16 protein-coding genes and 1 tRNA gene are annotated in these 20,612 nt (G+C 45.4%); 8 read left to right on the forward strand and 9 right to left on the reverse strand.

Annotation, left to right across the window (positions count from 1 at the left end; all coding sequences use genetic code 11):
• The first annotated feature begins 44 nt into the window (after positions 1–44).
• The 4 genes from G8759_RS17045 to G8759_RS17060 all read left to right on the forward strand — a co-directional run bounded on the left by G8759_RS17045 (position 45) and on the right by G8759_RS17060 (position 4,192).
• Entirely contained in the window at positions 45–974 is a 930-nt protein-coding gene (locus G8759_RS17045; RefSeq protein ID WP_167210004.1) for a ketopantoate reductase family protein, read from the forward strand.
• Positions 975–1,002: 28 nt separating this feature from the next.
• Entirely contained in the window at positions 1,003–2,931 is a 1,929-nt protein-coding gene (locus G8759_RS17050; protein ID WP_167210006.1) for a CocE/NonD family hydrolase, read from the forward strand.
• A gap of 265 nt (positions 2,932–3,196) precedes the next feature.
• On the forward strand, positions 3,197–3,622 hold the full coding sequence (locus G8759_RS17055) for an RNA polymerase sigma factor (RefSeq protein ID WP_197933144.1): 426 nt from the start codon (positions 3,197–3,199) through the stop codon (positions 3,620–3,622).
• Positions 3,623–3,733: 111 nt separating this feature from the next.
• Entirely contained in the window at positions 3,734–4,192 is a 459-nt protein-coding gene (locus G8759_RS17060) for a RagB/SusD family nutrient uptake outer membrane protein (RefSeq protein ID WP_167210008.1), read from the forward strand.
• A 117-nt stretch (positions 4,193–4,309) separates the two neighbouring features.
• Here G8759_RS17060 and G8759_RS17065 read toward each other — a convergent pair whose 3' ends face one another.
• Both G8759_RS17065 and G8759_RS17070 read right to left on the reverse strand, forming a co-directional pair.
• Positions 4,310–4,951 (reverse strand): IS630 family transposase, encoded by a 642-nt coding sequence (locus G8759_RS17065; RefSeq protein WP_232073998.1) that lies wholly within the window; start codon positions 4,949–4,951, stop codon positions 4,310–4,312.
• Between the two features lie 20 nt (positions 4,952–4,971).
• Complete coding sequence (locus G8759_RS17070) at positions 4,972–5,451, reverse strand: helix-turn-helix domain-containing protein (RefSeq protein ID WP_167207802.1); 480 nt, start codon at positions 5,449–5,451, stop codon at positions 4,972–4,974.
• 542 nt (positions 5,452–5,993) lie between these two features.
• Between G8759_RS17070 and G8759_RS17075 the strand changes: the two genes are divergently transcribed.
• Both G8759_RS17075 and G8759_RS17080 read left to right on the forward strand, forming a co-directional pair.
• The gene (locus tag G8759_RS17075) at positions 5,994–6,332 is read left to right on the forward strand and encodes a PadR family transcriptional regulator (RefSeq protein WP_167210010.1); all 339 of its coding nucleotides are present in this window, start codon (positions 5,994–5,996) and stop codon (positions 6,330–6,332) included.
• Between the two features lie 20 nt (positions 6,333–6,352).
• Positions 6,353–8,989 (forward strand): ABC transporter permease, encoded by a 2,637-nt coding sequence (locus tag G8759_RS17080; protein WP_449448591.1) that lies wholly within the window; start codon positions 6,353–6,355, stop codon positions 8,987–8,989.
• 303 nt (positions 8,990–9,292) lie between these two features.
• Here G8759_RS17080 and G8759_RS17085 read toward each other — a convergent pair whose 3' ends face one another.
• The 3 genes from G8759_RS17085 to G8759_RS17095 all read right to left on the reverse strand — a co-directional run bounded on the left by G8759_RS17085 (position 9,293) and on the right by G8759_RS17095 (position 14,050).
• Positions 9,293–12,097, reverse strand: a complete 2,805-nt coding sequence (locus tag G8759_RS17085) for a M14 family metallopeptidase (protein WP_167210014.1) — start codon at positions 12,095–12,097, stop codon at positions 9,293–9,295.
• 768 nt (positions 12,098–12,865) lie between these two features.
• Entirely contained in the window at positions 12,866–13,459 is a 594-nt protein-coding gene (locus G8759_RS17090) for a hypothetical protein (protein ID WP_167210016.1), read from the reverse strand.
• Between the two features lie 171 nt (positions 13,460–13,630).
• Entirely contained in the window at positions 13,631–14,050 is a 420-nt protein-coding gene (locus G8759_RS17095) for a DUF3592 domain-containing protein (RefSeq protein WP_167210018.1), read from the reverse strand.
• 444 nt (positions 14,051–14,494) lie between these two features.
• On the opposite strand from G8759_RS17095, the gene G8759_RS17100 reads away from it, so the two are divergent.
• Positions 14,495–14,869 carry a nuclear transport factor 2 family protein gene (locus G8759_RS17100; protein WP_167210020.1) on the forward strand — a complete coding sequence of 125 codons (375 nt, stop codon included), beginning with the start codon at positions 14,495–14,497 and terminating at the stop codon, positions 14,867–14,869.
• 290 nt (positions 14,870–15,159) lie between these two features.
• On the opposite strand, the gene G8759_RS17105 is transcribed toward G8759_RS17100, so the two are convergent.
• The 3 genes from G8759_RS17105 to G8759_RS17115 all read right to left on the reverse strand — a co-directional run bounded on the left by G8759_RS17105 (position 15,160) and on the right by G8759_RS17115 (position 18,845).
• Positions 15,160–16,899: an autotransporter outer membrane beta-barrel domain-containing protein gene (locus G8759_RS17105; protein ID WP_232074288.1), complete on the reverse strand. Its 1,740-nt coding sequence runs from the start codon at positions 16,897–16,899 to the stop codon at positions 15,160–15,162.
• Between the two features lie 44 nt (positions 16,900–16,943).
• Positions 16,944–18,011 (reverse strand): T9SS type A sorting domain-containing protein, encoded by a 1,068-nt coding sequence (locus G8759_RS17110; protein WP_167210022.1) that lies wholly within the window; start codon positions 18,009–18,011, stop codon positions 16,944–16,946.
• Between the two features lie 761 nt (positions 18,012–18,772).
• Positions 18,773–18,845: transfer RNA gene (locus G8759_RS17115), tRNA-Lys, on the reverse strand.
• 502 nt (positions 18,846–19,347) lie between these two features.
• On the opposite strand from G8759_RS17115, the gene G8759_RS17120 reads away from it, so the two are divergent.
• The gene (locus tag G8759_RS17120; RefSeq protein ID WP_167210024.1) at positions 19,348–20,247 is read left to right on the forward strand and encodes a peptidoglycan-binding domain-containing protein; all 900 of its coding nucleotides are present in this window, start codon (positions 19,348–19,350) and stop codon (positions 20,245–20,247) included.
• Positions 20,248–20,339: 92 nt separating this feature from the next.
• On the opposite strand, the gene G8759_RS17125 is transcribed toward G8759_RS17120, so the two are convergent.
• Complete coding sequence (locus G8759_RS17125) at positions 20,340–20,609, reverse strand: hypothetical protein (RefSeq protein ID WP_167210026.1); 270 nt, start codon at positions 20,607–20,609, stop codon at positions 20,340–20,342.
• Between the last annotated feature and the right edge of the window lie 3 nt (positions 20,610–20,612).

Raw genomic sequence — 20,612 nt, forward strand, 5'->3', positions numbered from 1 at the left:
CAATCGTCGGGATTGATTATCATATCTGATCTATTTCAACCAATATGAGTGACATCATCTATATCGTTGGTTCGGGCGCAATCGGTAAGGCACTGGCCGTTTGCCTTCATCACGCCCAAAAAAAAGTGGTACTTATCAATGGCCGTGCGGACGATGGAACGGCATTTATGCAAATACTGACACTCCAGCTCAGTGATGGTTCGCAGCTTAATGCAGCGATTGAATGTGGTTCCCTGAGCAATTATCCCACGTTGACAGGCATTATCCTGCTCACCAGCAAGTCGTTCGGGAATGCAGGCCTGGCGGTGAAGCTGATCGATAAAATTGGCTGTTCTCCCCTTGTTCTGTTGCAGAACGGGTTGGGTGTTGAACGACCATTTATAAAGGCAGGTTTCCCCCATCTTTACCGGTGTGTGCTCTTTACCACCAGCCAGCTTCTATCAGAAACCAGCATTCGCTACAAGCCTGTAACCATTTCTCCCATTGGCCCGATTAATGGCACTGAGGCAGATCTGAATGCGATTGTCGGAAAAATAAATAGTCCCTTATTTCCCTTTAAAGCTGAGCCTGACATCCAGCCGGTAATCTGGGAAAAGGCAATAATCAATAGCGTTTTCAATTCCATTTGCCCCTTGCTGGACATTGATAATGGTGTATTTCACCGGGAGGCCGACGTACTTGCTCTGGCAAAACGGATCATTAAAGAATGTGTTCAGGTTGCAGCAGCAGCCGGTGTAGAACTTTCAGCTAAAGCCGTCCAGGATAAACTGATCACTATCAGTAAGTTCTCTGACGGTCAGTTCATCTCAACATTGGTCGACATAAATAATAAACGGGAAACGGAGATTGAAACTCTGAATTTTGAGATTGTTCGCATCGCCGAACAGCTTTCCCCGGAAACAACGGTCGGCGAAACCCGACTCCTGGGAGAATTAACGAGGCTTAAAGCCAGACTCAGCGCACAAAGAGGGTAGTTCGAGATCGTGATCGCTTATACCTAATATGCTTAAAATCGTTTGTATCGTAGGGGTCTTGCTGAGTGTCCTTTTCCAGTCGGCTCTCTTTGCTCAATCAGGCCAGTTCGTTCGCAATTCGTACCGGAAGGTGGAATATAAAATTCCAATGCGCGATGGGGTGAGACTGCATACCGCCGTTTACATTCCCAAGGATGCTTCTCCAGCCCAAAAATATCCGATACTCTTATTCCGTACCTGCTACGGCGTGGCTCCCTATGGGGCCGATGTGTACCCTGACCAGGTAGGGCCTTCAGCACAGTTGATGCGTGAGAAGTATATTTTCGTCTATCAGGATGTGCGTGGGCGCTGGGCATCAGAAGGAAATTTTACGAATATGACACCGGTTACGAGCGATCGAAAACCATTCGTTTCGGCTGGAAATTCACCAAAAATTAAGACACCTGTTCGGCAACTGGCTCCGGCCATTGATGAAAGTTCGGATACCTTCGATACCATTGACTGGCTCCTGAAGACTATTCCGAACAACAATAGCCGGGTTGGGCAATGGGGAATCAGTTATCCTGGCTTTTACACGATTGCCGGAGCCGTAGCGGCTCACCCGGCCTTGAAAGCCTCTTCACCGCAGGCGCCTGTCTCTGACCTTTTCTTTGAAGATTTTCATCACAATGGAGCCTTTGTCCAGATGGCACTGTTTGCCTACCCACTATTTGGTGTACGTCGTCCACAACCGACCACTAAAGCCTGGTTTGCCGATCAGTTCATCGATGCTGGCACTCAGGACAGCTTTCGGTGGCATTATGAGTTGGGGCCGTTAACCAATGCCAATCAATACTACAAAACTAATTTCTTCTGGAAGGAAACCGTTGAGCATCCAAACTACGACGAATTCTGGCAGAAACGCAGCATTATTCCGCACCTCAAAAACATTAAACCGGCCCTGATGTCCGTAGGAGGCTGGTTCGATGCCGAGGATTTATACGGTCCGCTTAACATCTACAAAACCGTCGAAAAAAATAATCCGGGCGTCTATAATACCCTGGTGATGGGCCCATTCGGCCATCGCGACTGGTCGAATGAGACAGGCCATAGCCTGCACGGGGATATTTATTTTGGAGATAGTATCGCCACTTTTTACCAGCGGAATATCGAAGCCAGATTCTTTAATCATTTTCTGAAGGGGCCTGGTGATGGCAAAACGGGCTTACCCGAAGCCTATTTATTCGACACAGGTAAAAAAGAATGGCGAACCTTTGACCAATGGCCTGCCGCTTCGATGCAAACCAGGCCGATTTACTTAACTACTGAACATAAACTGGCTGCGAAGGGCGGTAGCGGGAATAAATATATAGAGTTCGTCAGTGACCCGATGAACCCGGTTCCATTTTCAGAAGAGAAAACGACTTTAGATGATTTTACACCTCTGAACACATATATGTCGGCCGACCAGCGGTTCGCCAGCCAGCGCGCTGACGTCCTGACTTATCAGACGGAGGTGTTGACTGAGGATCTGACACTGGGTGGTGTAATTAATGCAAAGTTAAAAGTTAGCACGTCGGGCACTGATGCCGATTGGATAGTAAAGCTAATCGATGTGTATCCGCCCAATGAGCCGGGACACCCTTATCTGGCCAATCCAGCTAAAACACTTGGAAATTATCAGCAACTGGTTCGATCGGAGGTTATGCGTGGCCGATTTCGGCATTCGTTTGAAAAGCCGGAACCCTTTAAAGCAGGTGAAATAACCGACGTCAATTTCCAGCTACAGGATATACTGCACACCTTCAAAAAAGGGCATCGATTGATGATTCAGGTTCAGAGTAGCTGGTTTCCGCTGATTGATCGAAACCCGCAGAAGTACGTCGAGAATATTTATAAGGCGAAGAAAGACGATTTTAGTAAAGCGATTCACCGTGTATATGATAACTCAGTCATTGAATTGCCCATATTGAAATAAATGGTATCTGGTTATACATACATAATGACAGGCGTTTCGCTCAGAAGGGTGCCACGGTTTGAAACCGTGGCACCCCTCAAAAAACCGGCTATGAAAATTTTACGCTTTATTCTCAAGTGAGATTGATTGAGGTCGGTTTAGGGATTCTATAACTATTCTCTGTCTGCTAGAATACCACTACATTTGTTGCCCTTTTAGATGCGCTGTGTTGTGATAGCTTATCGGATAGGTTTTAGTCGAAAATACGTCTAAAGTAGCCATTCATTTGACCGGATCATTCTGTGGAACAACAGGTTCGCTGAATAAGATTGCCAGACATAGCGATGACTTAAGCGAAGGCAAACGAGGAACTCAACAAGTGGATGAAAAACAACTTTTGCAGGCCTTTCAGACAGGAGACGAGGAGGCCTACACGCAACTTTACCAATTGCACGTTCGAGCCATGTATCGCTATGGAATGAGTCTGGTAGCCGCTTCTGAAGCATTTGTTCTGGACTGCGTTCATGATGTCTTTACTGAAATCTGGGTCAAGCGAACACGGCTTTCAACCCCTGACAACGTTCGCTATTATCTGTTAAAGGCACTTAAAACCCGAATTCTACACTTACTCGTCCGAAAAGAACGACCTTATCAATCGTTGGCGGAAGCTGATTTCGAAGACCTTTGGACATATCCTAATGTAATTGAATGACTGGAAGAATTTGCTCAGTCAATACACAGCTATTTGCCTTATTCCCATTCCAGCAGGAAGGCAGAAACCGCCAGATGCAACAAAGGCTCTTAAGCACTGTACTTACGGGATATGGTAGGTATATTTCTGGGTGCGAAACCAGTAAAAATAAGGTACAAGGAATCGGATATGAACCATGCGGATCATAACTCGGGGATTTTTCCTGTAATATATCCGTATTATCCGCGTAGCGACCTCAATAAAATTTCGTCGGCCTATGCAGAAATCAGACTTGCAAAATGCAAATGCCGAGCTGGTAACAAAGCTGCCTCGGTACTGCTCAACACAGTACGAACTCGAAATTATCCGGCAGGTTCGCCGAGTTTATATAAACTCGGTGCAAGTCAGTTAACGGATCAGGAGATGCTGAATGAATGGGGGCATGAATTTCTGGTAGAAGGCCGCAGACGCACTGACCTGATTCACTGGGGTGTGTTCAATAAAGGCACCTGGTGGGATAAACATCCCGATGCAGATGATCATACGGCTTTTTTTTCAATTGGTCAGATCGTGTTGAATGTCTCTACATAGCTCAAACAAAACCCTGGTTACTGATTAGGCAACTAGCGTCGTAATTTTAGTTTGAACCTAGCGCTCTTCCAATTTCTAGTTTATACATACTAGTACTCATCCAATTTAATCCTTACATCAATCTACCTTATTAGCTGGATTGACTTGCTCATACCACCGATTGAGTTTATCCTCAGCCGTAGCTGGGGTAAAACTCCAATGCACCTTAACGGCACGTTGATTGCGCTCACTGACCCAAAAGCTGACCTGCCGCTCCAATTCCTCCAGACTGCCAATGCGCCGATTCAAGCACTGGCGGGCCAATGCCGAAAATTCGATCTCCGCTGCGTTCAGCCAAGAGCCATGCTTAGGGGTATAATGAAACACCAATTTGCGACTCAATAATCGGGCTTGGGCTAGCGGTAAATGCTCATAAAAGGAACCATATTTATGGGTATTCAAATTGTCCTGCACCAAATCAATGTATTCAACATCAGCATAGTAAGTTGTCACTATCTGATGCATGAACTCTGCATAATCGGCCTTTGTGCGCTGCTTGCGCACTTGAGTGTAGCGTTGACCTGTGTCCGTATCATAAGCTAATAATACCACACACGTTCCTTTTCTGACATACTCATTATCCTCTTTAGCGGATTTTCCCGGCTGAATGGGTCGGGCTGCTATCACCTCATCCAATAATTGACACGGTCGTTCATCAAAGCATAACCGCGCTCGGCCTGGTGGAGTTAGCTGGTTATAAACGGCCAAAACGTTCTCCATTTTGGCCAAGTATTCACCATCTACTTGCCCGATGCACCGCCCGGCGGCCCGGCATTGCTTTTTGAGCCATGGCTTGAGCTTACTTTTTTTAGGGCTAAACGTACCGACTCGTCATCAATGTGGATCTCGAGTTTGACTAAGCGTTCATTAATCAGACTTGCTGTCCAGCGAGTACGCCCATCAGGAGCCTCACTACAGGCGATTTGAGTGATATGAGCCTCCACTTGGGGGGTCACTTTGCGGGGTTGGCCGGGTCGGGCTTTCTCACCAATGGCTCTTTGCAAACCCTCTTGCTGAAAGCGTTTACGCAAGTTGAAGACCGTGGCCAGACTGATACCCAACGATTGGCTAATCTGTAGTGGGTGTTGCCCCTGATGGGAAAACTGCAAGGCTCTGGCTCGGGTCAACTTACGGGCAGCGTCTTTCCCTTTACGAACGAGTTGGTCAAGCGTTGTGAGATCGGCTTCCGACAGCACAAACGGTTTAGCGATTTGGCCCATGTCGGAAAGGTAGCTATTTTTATCTAACCATTAAATTGGAAGAGTACTAGTCATGAATGGGGTTAATGACAAACCTATAAGGTTTCAAAAACCTTATCGATTTAAATTGGCCGAGTACTAGTATGAATTAGGTTTCTGAAACGACGATTGAATAAGCCCGGATCTGCATAGGTTCGGGCTTATTTCGTTGTATCAATTTCGTAGACGATGCGAAGGATCAAGATAATTTTTTAGCTCCAGGGGTGGGAGCACGGCCCTGAAAGCATGCCGTTACACGAAACAAGAATCCGGTTGTATTACCCACATGGAAGCGCAGATTGATCAGATTTCGCAGACAGAACAGCAACAGCCTGAGAAGTAAAAAACGAATTCAGAAGTGGATGGTACTGTCCATAATGGTACAGGTTTTGTCCGTTTCTGGACGAGTTAACGGTAGGGTTTTTAGTTCAAATGGGCCTCAAATGGTCCTGATAACCATATTCAGTTAGTTGGCATTAGATTTGTTTTGCTTTATTATAACAAACCAAATAACATCTAATTCCATGAAAAGAACCTTTCTGGGAGAGTTTGAAGAGGTTGTTTTACTTGTTCTGGCCGCTTGTCGGGGAGAAGCCTACGGGGTCATTATCTGGGAGCAACTTCAACAGCAGACAGGTCGGAGCATCACCATCAGTGCGGTTCATGCAACCCTGTACCGACTCGAAGAAAAAGGCTATCTATCCTCGCAGCTGGGTGGTGCCACCGCCGAGCGGGGAGGAAGGCGAAAGCGGTTCTTTGCTTTAACGGCCCTGGGCAGTAAAGCCCTGCTGGAGATTCAGGCCATGCGTCAACAACTCTGGCAGGCTATTCCCGATGGCAAACTTCAACTCATTAGTGGCTAAACCAGATCCGACATCAACCGATGGCAATGAATAGAGAACAGACTGACCCGCCCCGCTGGGCCGATCGACTCCTGGAATGGTTCGTTTCGTCTTATCTGCTGGAAGATGTGCAGGGGGACTTGCAGGAAATTTTTTACAAGCGTGTCGCTCAGGTAGGACTCAGGCAAGCCCGACGAGAGTATGGCTGGGCCGTCCTGCATTACCTAAATCCCTTCTTTTCTAAACCGCACTACCGCACCGGCAACCCGGCCCCGTATCCTCAACTCGCATCACTCCATCCTGCTATGATCCGCAACTACCTCAAAATCGCCTTTCGTAACCTGTCCAAGAACCGGGTTTATTCGTTCATTAACATTTTCGGACTGGCCACTGGTATGACCGTGTCTATGCTCATTGGCCTCTGGATCTATGACGAACTCTCGTACAACAAGCAGTTTAAAAACTACGACCGACTGGCCAAACTCTGGCAGTTTGTAAAGTTCGACGTTGAGAAATCGTCCTACGACGTGATGCCGATTCCACTGGCACAGGAGCTACGGAGCAAATACCCGGATTTCGAATCGGTTGGTTTGTCAGTAACACGCTATGTTGTTCTGGCTGCTGGCGAGAAAAAACTAATGAAAACAGGCAATTATGTCGAGCCTGATTTTATCAATATGCTGTCGCTGAACATCCTGTCCGGTACACGGTTTGGGAGCAATGATGTCAACTCGATTCTCCTGTCTGAATCACTTGCCAATGCCATGTTTGGAACCGAAAACCCGCTCAATAAGCTGATCAAACTGGATAATAAACAATCGGTGAAGGTAACGGGCGTTTACGAAGATTTTCCGGCCAATAATACGTTCAACGACGTGACGTTTCTGGTTCCCTGGAAATTCTTTGCGGCTAACGATGAAGGTGGCAAACGCGATCGGGATCAATGGGACTCCAATTCGTACCAGATTTATGCCCAGCTCAAACCAGGGGCCGATTTCGGCCAAGTATCGGACAAGATCAAGGATATCCGAATGAAGCGGGATGATCCACCGGGCTACAAACCCGAATTTTTCCTGCACCCGATGACGAAATGGCACCTATATTCCGATTTTAAGGACGGAGTCAATACGGGAGGAATCATTACGTTTGTCTGGCTATTTGGCAGTATTGGTGTTATTGTACTGTTGCTGGCATGCATCAATTTCATGAATCTGAGCACCGCCCGAAGCGAGAAACGCGCCAAGGAAGTTGGCATTCGCAAGGCGATAGGATCGTTACGGAGTCAACTGATTGCGCAGTTTTTCAGCGAATCGCTGCTCATGGCGATGCTGGCTTTTAGTCTATCCCTTCTGTTCCTACAGCTTACGTTGCCGTATTTCAATCAGGTGGCTGAGAAAAAGATGGTCATTCTGTGGACAAATCCGCTGTTCTGGATCGCTGGACTAAGCTTCAGCCTGCTAACGGGGTTGATTGCGGGTAGTTATCCGGCAGTGTACTTATCCTCCTTCCAGCCCATCAAAGTATTGAAGGGCCTCATGCGAACCAGTCGTTCGGCTACGGTTCCCCGGCGAGTGCTGGTCGGTTTTCAATTTACGGTTTCAGTTACCCTCATCATCGGCACCATTATCGTATTTCGGCAGATTGAACACGCTAAAGATCGCCCGATGGGTTATAGCCGCAATGGGTTGATTGAAATCGGGATGAATGTGCCTGAACTGTTCGGGCATTACATGACTCTGCGTACTGATTTGATTAATACAGGAGCCGTGGCAGGTATGTCAGAATCGTCGGGTACGATAACAACGCAGTCTGGAGGCACAACCGATATTTCGTGGAAGGGCAAAAAGGCCGACAGTAAGCCACTGGTGATGTCGAATTATGTAACGCATGACTATGGCAAAACGATCGGCTGGCAGGTGAAAGAAGGCAGGGATTTCTCCCGTGATTTTACGACAGATAGTTCGTCGATGATCTTAAATGAAGCGGCCATAAAACTAATGGGCTTCCAACGTCCAATAGGTAAAATTATTCGGCAAAGTGGTAAGGAATATACAGTGGTTGGTGTCGTCAAAGACATGGTGAAAGAAAACCCGTTTGCGCCCGTCAACCCGTCTTTTTTTGTAGTTAATTACCGTAATGTCAATACAATTAACCTACGCTTAGCCCCGAAATTATCGGCCCATGAAGCGCTGGCAAAAATAGAGCAGGTGTTTAAAAGCTACAGCCCCGACGCACCTTTCGACTACAAATTTGTCGACGACCAGTATGCCCGGAAATTCGGCAACGAAGAACGTATCGGTCGATTGGCGGGTGGTTTTGCCATGCTGGCCATTCTGATAAGTTGCCTGGGACTGTTTGGCTTAGCGTCCTTTATGGCTGAGCAACGAACCAAGGAAATCGGCATTCGGAAAGTGCTCGGCGCATCGGTGTTCAACGTTTGGGGGTTGCTGTCGAAAGAATTTGTGCTGTTGATTCTGGTGGCTTTCTGTCTGGCGGCACCCATTTCGTACTATGTGCTGTCGGACTGGCTCCAGAATTACCAATATCGTACCGAACTGTCGTGGTGGATTTTTGTCGTAGCCGGGTTAGGGGCACTGGCCGTTACATTGCTGACGGTCAGTTATCAGGCTATTAAAGCAGCCATGCTGAACCCGGTCAAGAGCCTGCGAAGTGAATAGATGCTTCCAAAGATTACTTCATCAAAAGCACCCTATGATCTGCGCTGCTTTTGATGAAGTAATCTTGCAAATAAGAGTGCCGTTTCAGAAGCGACTCTTTGACGTAAATTAAGACAATAGGTTCACTCGTAAAGCCAATGGGTTAAGGCTTTTGTCTACAGTAAGACAAGATTCTTTCGTCATTCTGGGAGGATCGAAAGACTTCCAAGCAAGAGAAATGACCAACGTAGTCCGTAATGTTAGGGATTACTGAATTAGTGCCCAATGGGTATTAATCTGCTTGTTGGCGTGCCTGTCCCACAATTAATCACCTGATGGGCCAGTAGCTGTAGCCGACCCCAGCGTATAAAGTTGATTGAAAAGTAGTTTGAAAGTACCGTGTGCCTGCCCCCGGAACGTTATTTCCGGGCCAAATGCATATAATTTGCCAGCACCGATCGGGGCCATAAATGCAGCTACCCCGTCCTGCAAATAAGACTGCCCCCAGGCCCAGCCACTCCGCAGGGATTTATCCGTTGCAAACCAAGCCAATGGTGTGACGATACCTTTGGCAATTGCTTCAGGAGCTACTTTAAATACTGGGCTATGTTCAAAATATACATCAGTTAGCATTGGCATACCCCAGGTAGCATGTTGCGTCGAATCTAACGTAACCCGTAATACGCTACCGGGTACATAGAATTTTTCGACGGGTAATGTTTTTTCCTGTCCCGCAGTCGTCATTTCAACCAGTGCATTTTTGATGGGCAGCTTCAGATGATAGGCCAGATTAGTACTGGTGCCAATTGTCACGATCGTACCACCAGCTTCCAGAAAGGCTTTCAATTGCGGAATAGACTTCTCTGCCGTAATACGCCCCAGCCAGGATCGATACTCAATGGGTATTTCTTCGGCCTGCGGCTCTCTCCTGACTGTCCCTTCGGTCGATCGGCCAGCTGGGGGTATAGCCTGGGTCACAAAAATGATCGCATCGAACTTCTTTTTAAGATCACCGGCATCGATATCACCCGGATAAATTACCTTCATCGGGAAATGGTACTGTTCCATCAGCCAGCGTACCCAACCCGAAGGCATCGATCCACCATAGGTATCCCACAAAGCAATGCGCATCGGTGCCATTTTGATCATCTGACTGGCCGGACGTTTGGTCAGCCCCGATACATCCAGCCCAAAATCAGTAACCACTTTGGCCAATAAACTCTTGGCTTTGGGCGAAGCTGGAACAAAAAACGATCCTGCCGTCTCATGGTTATCGGAGCCATTGGGTAAACGATAAACCTCAATACCGGCGGCCAGCAAATCATTGACCGCTATGAATGAATGGTTTGATTGCGCGGTCAGCACATAACCAGCACTGGCATTGCCCGACAATCGCCCCTCGGCCGATTGCAATTCGCCATAGGGCAACTTTTTAAAAGGGCCGTCGAAACCAACCAGAATTCGGTCGAACCTCACATTCATCAGATAAGCCGGTGTCCAGCCCGCTACATCGTAGGGCCGTACCGGAGGGCCACCCGGATACTGAAAATCGTTGGGATAGTCCTGTGGTTCAAACATGTCGAGTACGTGTGGACGAAAGGCCTGATCCGTTTTAACGATATACGAATGGGCCGGGTATTTTTTGCCCGCAACGGTAAAGTCTGCCGTTGCCTGCTGAATCTGAATACCGCTTCTGACCAGCGCGTTGATGAATCGAACGGCCGTTGCGAAATCAGCCTGATCGGCCGGAATAATAAATCCACGCGGGTCGCGCAAGGCTGGCGCTTTCATGATTGTATCATAATATTTGACGGGCAACCCGCTACCGCGTGGTAGTAATCCAAATTGATCGGGAGTCGTGTTTGACAATGAACCAGCGGCCGTTTTTTTCTGATCAGTCTGGTAGGCCTGAGTGATCGCATTGACCCGTTTCGGGTAGAGGGTCCAGTAATCCTGGCTACCCCTTTCAATGGAGTTTTTCCCCATCCGGTAAATGTTGTAGAGCAATAGATCGCGCTGGCGTGCGGCATAATCCAGCACGGCATAATTCAGCGATACCGAATAATCGATCGATTGCTTAAAATGCCACTTCTGAGGGGTAACCGGAAAGGGCGTGTTGCCATTGGGTAGCAACCGTTCGGGAACAAGTGGTATTGTTTCGGGGGTTGGATTGCCAATAATTTCGGTTAAGAGCCCAATCATATTATGGAAAAGATTGATCGAACGCAGCCCACCATTAAACCAGTTTGAGTAGGGCGTTCCGGTTAGTCGCGTATAGCCCGGTTTGTTTTCAGTATTCAATCGATTAATCATGGCCGAACCCAGGGCATCCATACCCGTTACGATCGACGGATCGAGCACAAAATTGAACGGATCGCGTAGGGGAGGTCCCGCCAGTACCGAGCCCGCTGGTCCTCGCTGGTGATGATTGTAAATGATTTGCGGGAACCACTCAATAAACAGTTGCTGGCCCATATTCTGGGTTTCCTTCATATTGAGCATGAAGAAATCACGGTTATTATCGTGCCCGATGTATTTCTGGTAAAGCCTTGGTAAGTGATCCTGAGTGCGTTTTTGGGGCACTGGTTCGCGCATGTACCAGTTGCCAACAAGCTCATGTCCATCGGGATTGGCATGGGTAAGCAGAACGATAACCTGATCAAGAATACGAAGCGTTTCGGGATCCTGGCGACTCACCAACTGCCAGGCCGTTTCAATCAGTTGCATGGTTCCAACGGTTTCGGTCGAATGGAGTCCGCCATCGATCCAGACAACCGCCTTTCCTTCGCTGGCCAGGACATGAGCCAGCTCATCGGTCAGTGTTTCGGCCCGAGCCAGCTTCTGAGAAATTTCCTTGTAGTGAGCCAGCTTTTTCTGATTCTCGGGAGACGTTACGATCAGCATGTATTGATGCCGACCTTCGGCCGTTAACCCAATGTCGACCAATTTCGTCCGGTCAGAGGTTGCCAGCTTTTTAAAATAGGCTTCGGTTTGCGTATAATTTGAGAGCTGATAATCGTCACCAATCGCAAAACCAAAATGCTCCTTGGGTGATGGTACCGTTTGGGTGTATCCTTCCAGTCGGTGAATCAGGAGAACGAGAATGAACAACAGTAGCTGTCTGGTCATTGGAAGTAACTATTTGGAAGCAAGGGGTAGTTCGCAAATATATCTTTATTTTATGAAATCGAATTTTAACGATATAAAATATTATATTTTACATTAAAAACAGGATAATAAATCTGATCTATTTTAAATTTTGACACTCGCTCCCAATATTCGAATCAGTTTTTTTAAATACTGCCCCTATTGCAGCCATTACCCTAAAACACATAGCTATACCTAAACTGGTACCTGTTTTAAGTGTACTCAGTCTACTAAAACAGAACGCATATATCCTGATCAAAGCCGGGACAGAAGCAACACAAAGTAGGCTTAGCCGAATTTATCAGTAATCCCTTATCAAACTAGGTACTCATTAATTACCTGAAGTATCGTAACTCTATTTTTTGCCTGGGCCTGCTTATTTTTACAACTTACCCTTCATCCTGATAGGTTAGCAAAATTCGCATCGGCCGGAAGCAATCTCTCACAATAATTTTTTCTTTTCGCATTTTACTGCCTTTTAAAAACTGTTCCTCCATCTGGCCCGCCCGCCAGTTGATGAGGCAACAACAGCCGGGCAAGGTCATCACTAATCCTGACAAAAGCTTGAGTAATGCATTGGTGCCTTTTCCCGACACGTTTACATCAAAACGGGCACCAATATGATGTAAACGTGTCGGGAAAAGCGGTTTGTACAGGCTACCACTTTGTAGCCCTTCACAGGTTCCAGTTGTGGAAAACCGTATTGAGAAAGAACAGGAATTCCTGGTGTGAATTTTATAGCTCAGCCTACTAATCGGCAACCATCGGGTTCAGGGCCTGGGTTTCGATCGTGCCATTTGGATAGACGGTTACTGAATTCGACATCGCAGCGGAATACAGTGACCATTTGTTGCTGCCTACCAGATGATCGTCGATCGGAGCAATTACTTTGGCATTCACCGCCGAGGCCAGATACCGCATGAATTTGACGCCATTCCCCTCTGTATTACCTGAATAGCGTCCCCGCTTGATAGTCGCTCCGGGCTGAAGCATATTGGTATGCAACGCGGTTTCACTGGCGATGGCACAGGAGTGCAATTCCACGCGGGCTGCCGAATCAAAGCATCCGCGCAGTGTCCACCATTCGTAGATGTTGTCCACATTATAAACCTTTCCCAGAAAGAAGGCTCCGCTGTCGCCATGAGCCACGATGCGCAGAATATGGATCTTATTGGAGCCAATCTGCTGTTTGATCCAGCGAACCACATCACCTGCTGGCATGCCAAAGGGAATGAGATTTTTGTAGGTGGTCATGTAGTTGACCTTGCGACCATCATCCAGGTTGTAGAGTTTGGCGAAATTCTTGTCGATTCCGTCAAAGAGATGGATACTTACCGATTCCATACTTTCATTGCAGTAGTTGGTTGAACTTACAATAAGCTACTTAATGTGGATAATAGGCCTCACTGATTTAGAGATACGAATAAAAGCAATCCTGAACGGAGGCTGTCCAGTGTTTAGCAAGTGGTGCTTCCTGTTGAGCAGGAGGTGTCAATTGGTGAGCTATGCAGGTAGTTACAATAAAAATTGTCTTGCGTAATAGCCGAAGAGATAGTAGCCTCCTCCAATAATGAGCAGGACGGTGGCAATTGCCAGTAAAATGACAGCCCATCCAAAAGCGCCAAAATAAGTAAGTACCATTGGATTTTCAGGGTCATCCAGTTTATAAACGAGCGTAGCTTTCTCGCCTACTGCCCAATCGGGTGGAGCGCTTGCTATCTTGTATGAATAATGGATCTCCTGACCGGTAATTGTCGTAAATTGAAAAATAGGCCGGTAGGTGGATTTGCCTTTTTTGCCACTTTCCTGGACAAGTTTTTCAACCGTAGCCAGCGTACGGGTACCTGATTTAATAAAATTAATGGAGGTAGAAAACAAATACAAGGAACCTAAAAGCAGCAAAACGCCAATCAGGAACGTAATGAAGTAGCCCATTTATAGGATTATTAAAATTTGCCAGATAGCTTTTTGTTGGTAGGATAAAGAAATTATACTATAAACTTCTACCATCGCATCAACTATGGCTGAAGCTCAATGGCGAAACGTTTACTACTGTTTTATCAATCAGCAGATGGCAATTTACTGGCTGTACCTGTTTTAACCAGTCATGAACTGATTGAACGGTCGGGTTTTGATCCGTTGATTGCTACTGTTAAATGTCAAGTATCCAGTCGTTTATAAAAAGGCTTTCTCGACTCAGCCAACAAAAACTATCCCAGCGGTAAATACCTTTACCGACGCAGTAAACTACGATTGATAGACAGCTATGAGCTAAAAGGCACCATCCTTGAGTTGAAGGAAAATAGGTAGATCTGGCGGCTATTTTTGTTTTCTCCCACTACTCTGGTAGGTTTATGTCTTGAACAAAAGCTAATATATATGAGCACTAGTGCAGCGCAAGTGTTGGAAGATAGTCTTCTAAAGGTTTGGAGTGAACGCGACCAGGAGCAGCGATTAGAGGAAATGGCACGGATTTATGCCGCCGATATAGTTTTTTATGATGCGGATAATGGCCCAGGCATTACAGGCCATCAGGCGATTGATTCACTCATCAAGAAACTGCAGGAGCAATGGCCCCCTGAATTCGTCTTTACACTGTTAAAACCAGTAGTAACCAACCACGGCGTTAGCCATGCCGCCTGGACACTTGGTGCTCCCAATACGAAACCTGCTGCCAGCGGAATGGATATTGCCCTTATTGAGAATGGGCTCATTAAAGCATTATACCTCTATATTGATGATCCTACTCGTTGAACTGCTTTAGCACCGGTTTACAAGAACGTGTGCTAATCCTGCTCGCAGCATTTGAAAGGCAATAAGTTGTCTTCTATTGAGAAACAGTAGCGGTTAATTTCGTACTAGCCAGACTCTGGCTGCGGCATCTGGTGGGCTTGAAAGACTATTGAGTTTATAGGCTTGTCTATACATGACGGGACTGCCCATAGGTAAATGACGATGATTATAAAATCTACTTAATCATTGTCGCTGCCATAACAACATTTAATAGTGGTGTAAAATCAGACAGACATAAATTGACAATTTTTTTACCTTTTATAATTTTTTAGCTCTTGCCGAAGTAGTTTATTTTCTTCACGAAGTGAATCGACTTCTTTTTTGACATCAAGTAGATAAAGAGTAATTTCTTCAATCTTCTCTAACAGTTTAGCATCCATTTGGCCTAAATTGATACCCTGCTTAACTACCTCTTGTGCAGAAGGAATACCCGGCAGATGGCCTGTTTTTTGAATATACTGTTCCACTTCATGAAGGCTCTTGAGTTTATAGCCTTTTTCAAAAACTTTATCTGACCAGTCAGAGGAAGTTTTTATTGCTACTTTTACCTTCTCTGTTAAAATACCCTCCTCAACGTAAAGTTTATAGCCAGATGGAGCCTTGTTAACACGCTGTCCAATAATAACAGCTTCACCCTGTGTGCTTTGTAGAAAAGTCCCCCTAAGTTGCCAGAGCGAAGCCCCCATGGGCTCTTGAGCGTTGTCGCTAATACTGCCCATAATTACATTTCCATCCGGATCGACTGTTAGAAATTTTCGCGCATTTAATACACTGGCTGGCGAGCTTCTTGTGAGATTCTCTAGTCGAATACCTGATGTGTTGGCTATGCCTGTGGTAATATGAAGTTTTGCCGAAGGTGATCTATTGCCAATTCCCACATGTACAGAATTGACACCTGTACCACCAAGTACTACTGAATTACTTTGAGTAACTATAGCATTAGTGCCAATAGCAACAGCGTTATTGACGACGGTTGAAGGAATATCTACCCCCGCATTAACGCCAATAAAGACATTTTGCGATCCAGTAGAATTACCAGTAAAACCTGCATTTTGACCAATATATGTATTCTGTTCTCCCGTCGTATTTCCAAAGCCAGCCGCTCCGCCCAGGAACGTGTTGCCATTACCTGTTGTAGTATTCTGACCTGACCGGATACCAACATAGGCATTGCCTATCCCTGTAGTATTGGCGTAACCAGCGTAAGTGCCTAAAAAGGCATTACCCGTACCAGTCGTGTTATAGGTGCCAGTGGCATGTCCAATAAAAGCATTGTCGTTACCTGTAGTGTTGGAAAGCCCTGCATAGGTACCTATAAAAGCATTATCAGCCCCTGTCGTATTGTTGAAACCTGCATTAAAACCAATAAAGGAATTGTTGCCACCAGTTGAATTATTCTGTCCTGCCTGATAACCAATAAAGGCATTCTGACTACCGCTTATATTATTGAGGCCTGTCTTGTAGCCAATGAAGGCATTTCCATTGCCGTTATTATAGAAACCTGCCTGATAACCTATGAAGATATTATCACTACCTGTATAGTTCAGGGAGCCTGTCTGAAAGCCAATAAAGACATTATCATTACCCGTAGTGTTCTGGGAGCCTGTTAAATAACCCATAAAGGTATTGTATGTACCAGATGTATTATTAAAGCCGGCACCAGAGCCCATAAAGATATTGTATCGTCCATATGTATTGTTGAATCCTGCTTTGTAGCCTAAAAAGGCGTTGTTCGTGCCTGTCAAATTGGCTGAACCCGCATAGGCCCCTACAAATGTATTACTGACGCCGGTCGTGTTATTTTGTCCTGCCTGAAAGCCCAAAAAAGCATTTTCAATACCCGTCATCGTAGTGTTGCCCGCTTGTGGACCAACGAGCGTATTATTATTGGCAGGGGTAGTGGAGTTTGGTGTATTGGCAACATAGTTGGTCTGAGCTAGAAGTGTACAAGATAAACCAAGGAGTAAGCTGACGTAAATTATTAGACGCATAAATCAGTATCGATAAATAAGGTAGAATGTATGGAGATGGCGTGTTACTGCTTAATAACCGTAAGCGCTTTAACTTGAGTCAAGGTACTTACTTTTACAATATAGGTGCCTGGAGTATTGCCTAGCCTGAGTGTTTGTCGTTCATTTGCTTCGGCTTTCTCAACTCTCAGTTGGCTAATCGGATACCCTCGCTCACTGACTACCTGGTAGATGATTAGTTGACCACCGGCCCCCTGGACTTCAATATCTACCGTCTGACCGGAAACAGGATTAGGTATGGCTTTAATATTAATAACTGTTAGCGTTTCTGTAGCAGCTTGACGTAAGCTACCACAGGCAAGCTTCCAGTTAAAGACATAACTAGCTTCTTCTGTTGTCCCTTCCTGCCTTGCTTTTAAGGTAACAGCCGGATTGTCAGAATATAAATTAAGCGTATAGGGGCCAGGAGCTGTAGTAGGTGGAAGTTCGTTCGTTACGGAGAAGGTGACAGATTGCCCAGTCAATCCTGTATATTGAGGAGTGAACGTGATTGCATTTTTTCCATCTGATTGAGGCATACAACTAATACCTGATACTCCAACAATGGCAAATGTAGCTGTACTATTTGTCGTACTTATTTTGGCTAATCGACAATTAGAGTTTGCATCCAGATAACGACTGTAGAGAGTATTATCTAGTATAGCAAGAAACCCATCATGTCCCCATCCATTATCAGGATTGGGTAATAAGGAAAAGTTATTGCCATCAAATCTGGCTAGTCGAAAAACGTAATTAGCATCTCTGTATTGGCAATAGATTGCATCGTTAAAAACGATTTGATTTCCTGTAAATCCATAACCATCATCTGGATTTGGAAGTAGGGTGACGCTTGTACCATTGAATTTAGCTAATCGGCCTCTATTGGCTGGATCAGTATACATGCTATATAATGAGCCTTTAAATATAACGGGCTGATATGTTGAAGCATATTGACGGGCATCCATAAAACCCGTATAGTTGTGGCCCTGTTCAACTTCTGGAATCAATGATATAGTTTGAGCGTAAGTCCAAGCTACATTTATAAGTTGATTAATCAGCAGGAGTAATACGGCATGGCGTAGAATTGTTTTCATAATGATTTTGGTTGAGTCTATATTATTATTCCAGGACCAAGCTTGCTTTTATGGTTTGCTGAAATATTTCTATTAAATCTAAGTTTTGTATTTTTTTTAGCTATTTCAAAATATTATTATTAAGCGTATAGCAGTACTATACTATTTATTGATAAATATCAACCTGATGGCTTTACCAGTAAGGTCCACATACGACAAGAATGCCATTATTAATTTATATTCCTTTGACAGAGGTGAAGTAAACAATGACCATTATTGCCTTCCAGCCTTTGCACCAGGTGCCGGATAAGACTTAAAATTCGTTTTTCTGAACAACTAAGCTGCGACAGTAATAATCCAACCGAAGCCAGTTTTGCGGTTGAACTGAAGAATCTTCTGTAGTTTATTGGTCAATAATAGGTGGTCTTATTTTCCTGGGCTGTACTGTCCTGATCAATGCTCGGACATAGATGGCTTCATCGGTTGGTCGATAAAGTCAATATCAAAATTGGTGTTGTCAGGGAGTTTAACCTAAAACCGCTGGGGTTACTTAGTGCTAAATTGTCGTTACGAGTTGGCGTTTAGCAGATCGGGTACGAATAGCGATTTATACTGATCAAATACTGAATAAGTCGAAATCGTCAAAATCGCAGATAAAGAGAGCGAAATGGTTGGCTCTATATCTTAGAGGATTGATAACGAAAACAAACCATTCGTAGGAAAATGGTATGTAAATAAAAAGCCACTCATAGTTTTTATACTGTAAGTGGCTAATTACTAGGTGACCCCGGACAGGTTCGAACTGTCGACCCATTGATTAAGAGTCAATTGCTCTACCAACTGAGCTACGGAGTCGTCATTGATTGTGGATTATTTAACTGCTAATCGGTTAAATAGGTGCCATTCCTGAAAAAAACTCAAAAAGGATGAAAAGTCTTTAAAGCAGTTGCTTCTACTGTTTTTCTGGAAATTTCCGGCAAAGGCAAAAACATGGCTTAGATTGATACACTTTGTAATTGCCGACCCAATGATAGTTCAGTTAATTCAACACCCGTTTATGTTTGCTTGTTATGCGGCAAGGTTTGCTATACGCTCATAATCAGGCAAGTTTGTCGACAGTAAAAACCATTTAGTCGCTAAAAGCTACTGGCTGTAAACACAATGGCGAGCCCAGAACGACCGGTCACAGCCAATAACAGCCGATTACTAAATCCTTCTCTAGTAGCGAGTTTCCGTTGTATACCTTCATTATGACGATGATCGGTTAGGTTATGGATTTCGTACCGATTCGATATAACCGAACCAGCATAACCCTGAGACCAATAACAAAGCATTCTACCGATAAACAACAAAGAAAATGGCCCTACAATCACCTTTTTGGAGCGCAAATGTTCGTTTACAGCAAGCTGCTGACAATAAAAAATCCATGCGACTGTTTGAGCCTGACAAATTTGCCGTCGCTCTATTACAAACAGCACTTGTCAATACGGGACTTGCCACCATTAAAATTGATGGCATCTTCGGGGAGCAAACGGCTAAAGCACTTCGTGGCGTTGAGACACGCTTTAATATGGATCGTGATGAAGGCATTGCTGCCCGACAGACGCTTGGCATAATTGATATTCTATTGCAAAACGGGCAACTGGGACAGGGCCTGGCGCAGGGCGACACACAGCTCGCAATTAAAAAAGTAAAGGCGGCTCTCCAGGCACTGACTTTTTTCCAGACAAGCCGTCAAAACGGAACTGCGATGGACGTGCTAACAGTGGATGCGCTTATAACCCATTTCAGGCTCTCGGCGAGTGCATCCACGATTGGTGCCAGCAGGCCCGTAAAGGATACGGATCTGGCAACTATCATTGAGCGTTATACACAGTTGCTTGGACTATATAAAGACAGCGCTACCCGTTTTCGTACAGGTGCCCCTGTCAATGGAATTTTTACGGCGGCAGAAGCACCCGTCAATGGCCCGATCACGTTTGGTCCGGCTTTTACCAACGTAAATTCTAATTTTGGGGCATTTATCGGAAATAACTCGCGTGCAGCTGTTCTGATCCACGAAGGAGTGCACGTTTTTGATCGGGATTCCGGTCGAAAGGACACGCACATTTCTGAATTTGAACCTGCATATAATGCCCAACCTGCCGACCTGTCATTGCATAACCCCAGTTCTTATGCTGGCTTTGCGGCCCATATCGATCTTAAGCGCGATCCGGTCCCTCGTTTTGGGTTGGGTCCGGGTGCCAGAGGTCTTTAAAAAACGTTTTAGTATAGTTGAAGTCTAGAAAGCAAATAAGGCTCTTCCATTTACGGAAGAGCCTTATTCTCGGTGCAATTGCGACCGATTAATTAATACTGAATGCAGGCACCATAAAACTTTTCATGCAACTGCCCGTAGGTGAAAAATCCCAGGGCGCTCCCCTCAATCTTAACTCGAAAGAAGTTCCGATTCAGAGCACGTTTGCCAACATTGACGAGAGGGTCTCGTTGTTCAACAGTAAGTACTTCATCTTGTGCTACGGCTTCAACAATTGAAAAGTCAGGACTCTTTTCGATATTGCTAGCTTTTACGAAGTTCAGAAACTCTTCTGAAATCTTTTCTACCAATGTCAATTTCATATA

It is taken from the genome of Spirosoma aureum (genome assembly GCF_011604685.1).
In the GTDB taxonomy this organism is placed as follows: domain Bacteria; phylum Bacteroidota; class Bacteroidia; order Cytophagales; family Spirosomataceae; genus Spirosoma; species Spirosoma aureum.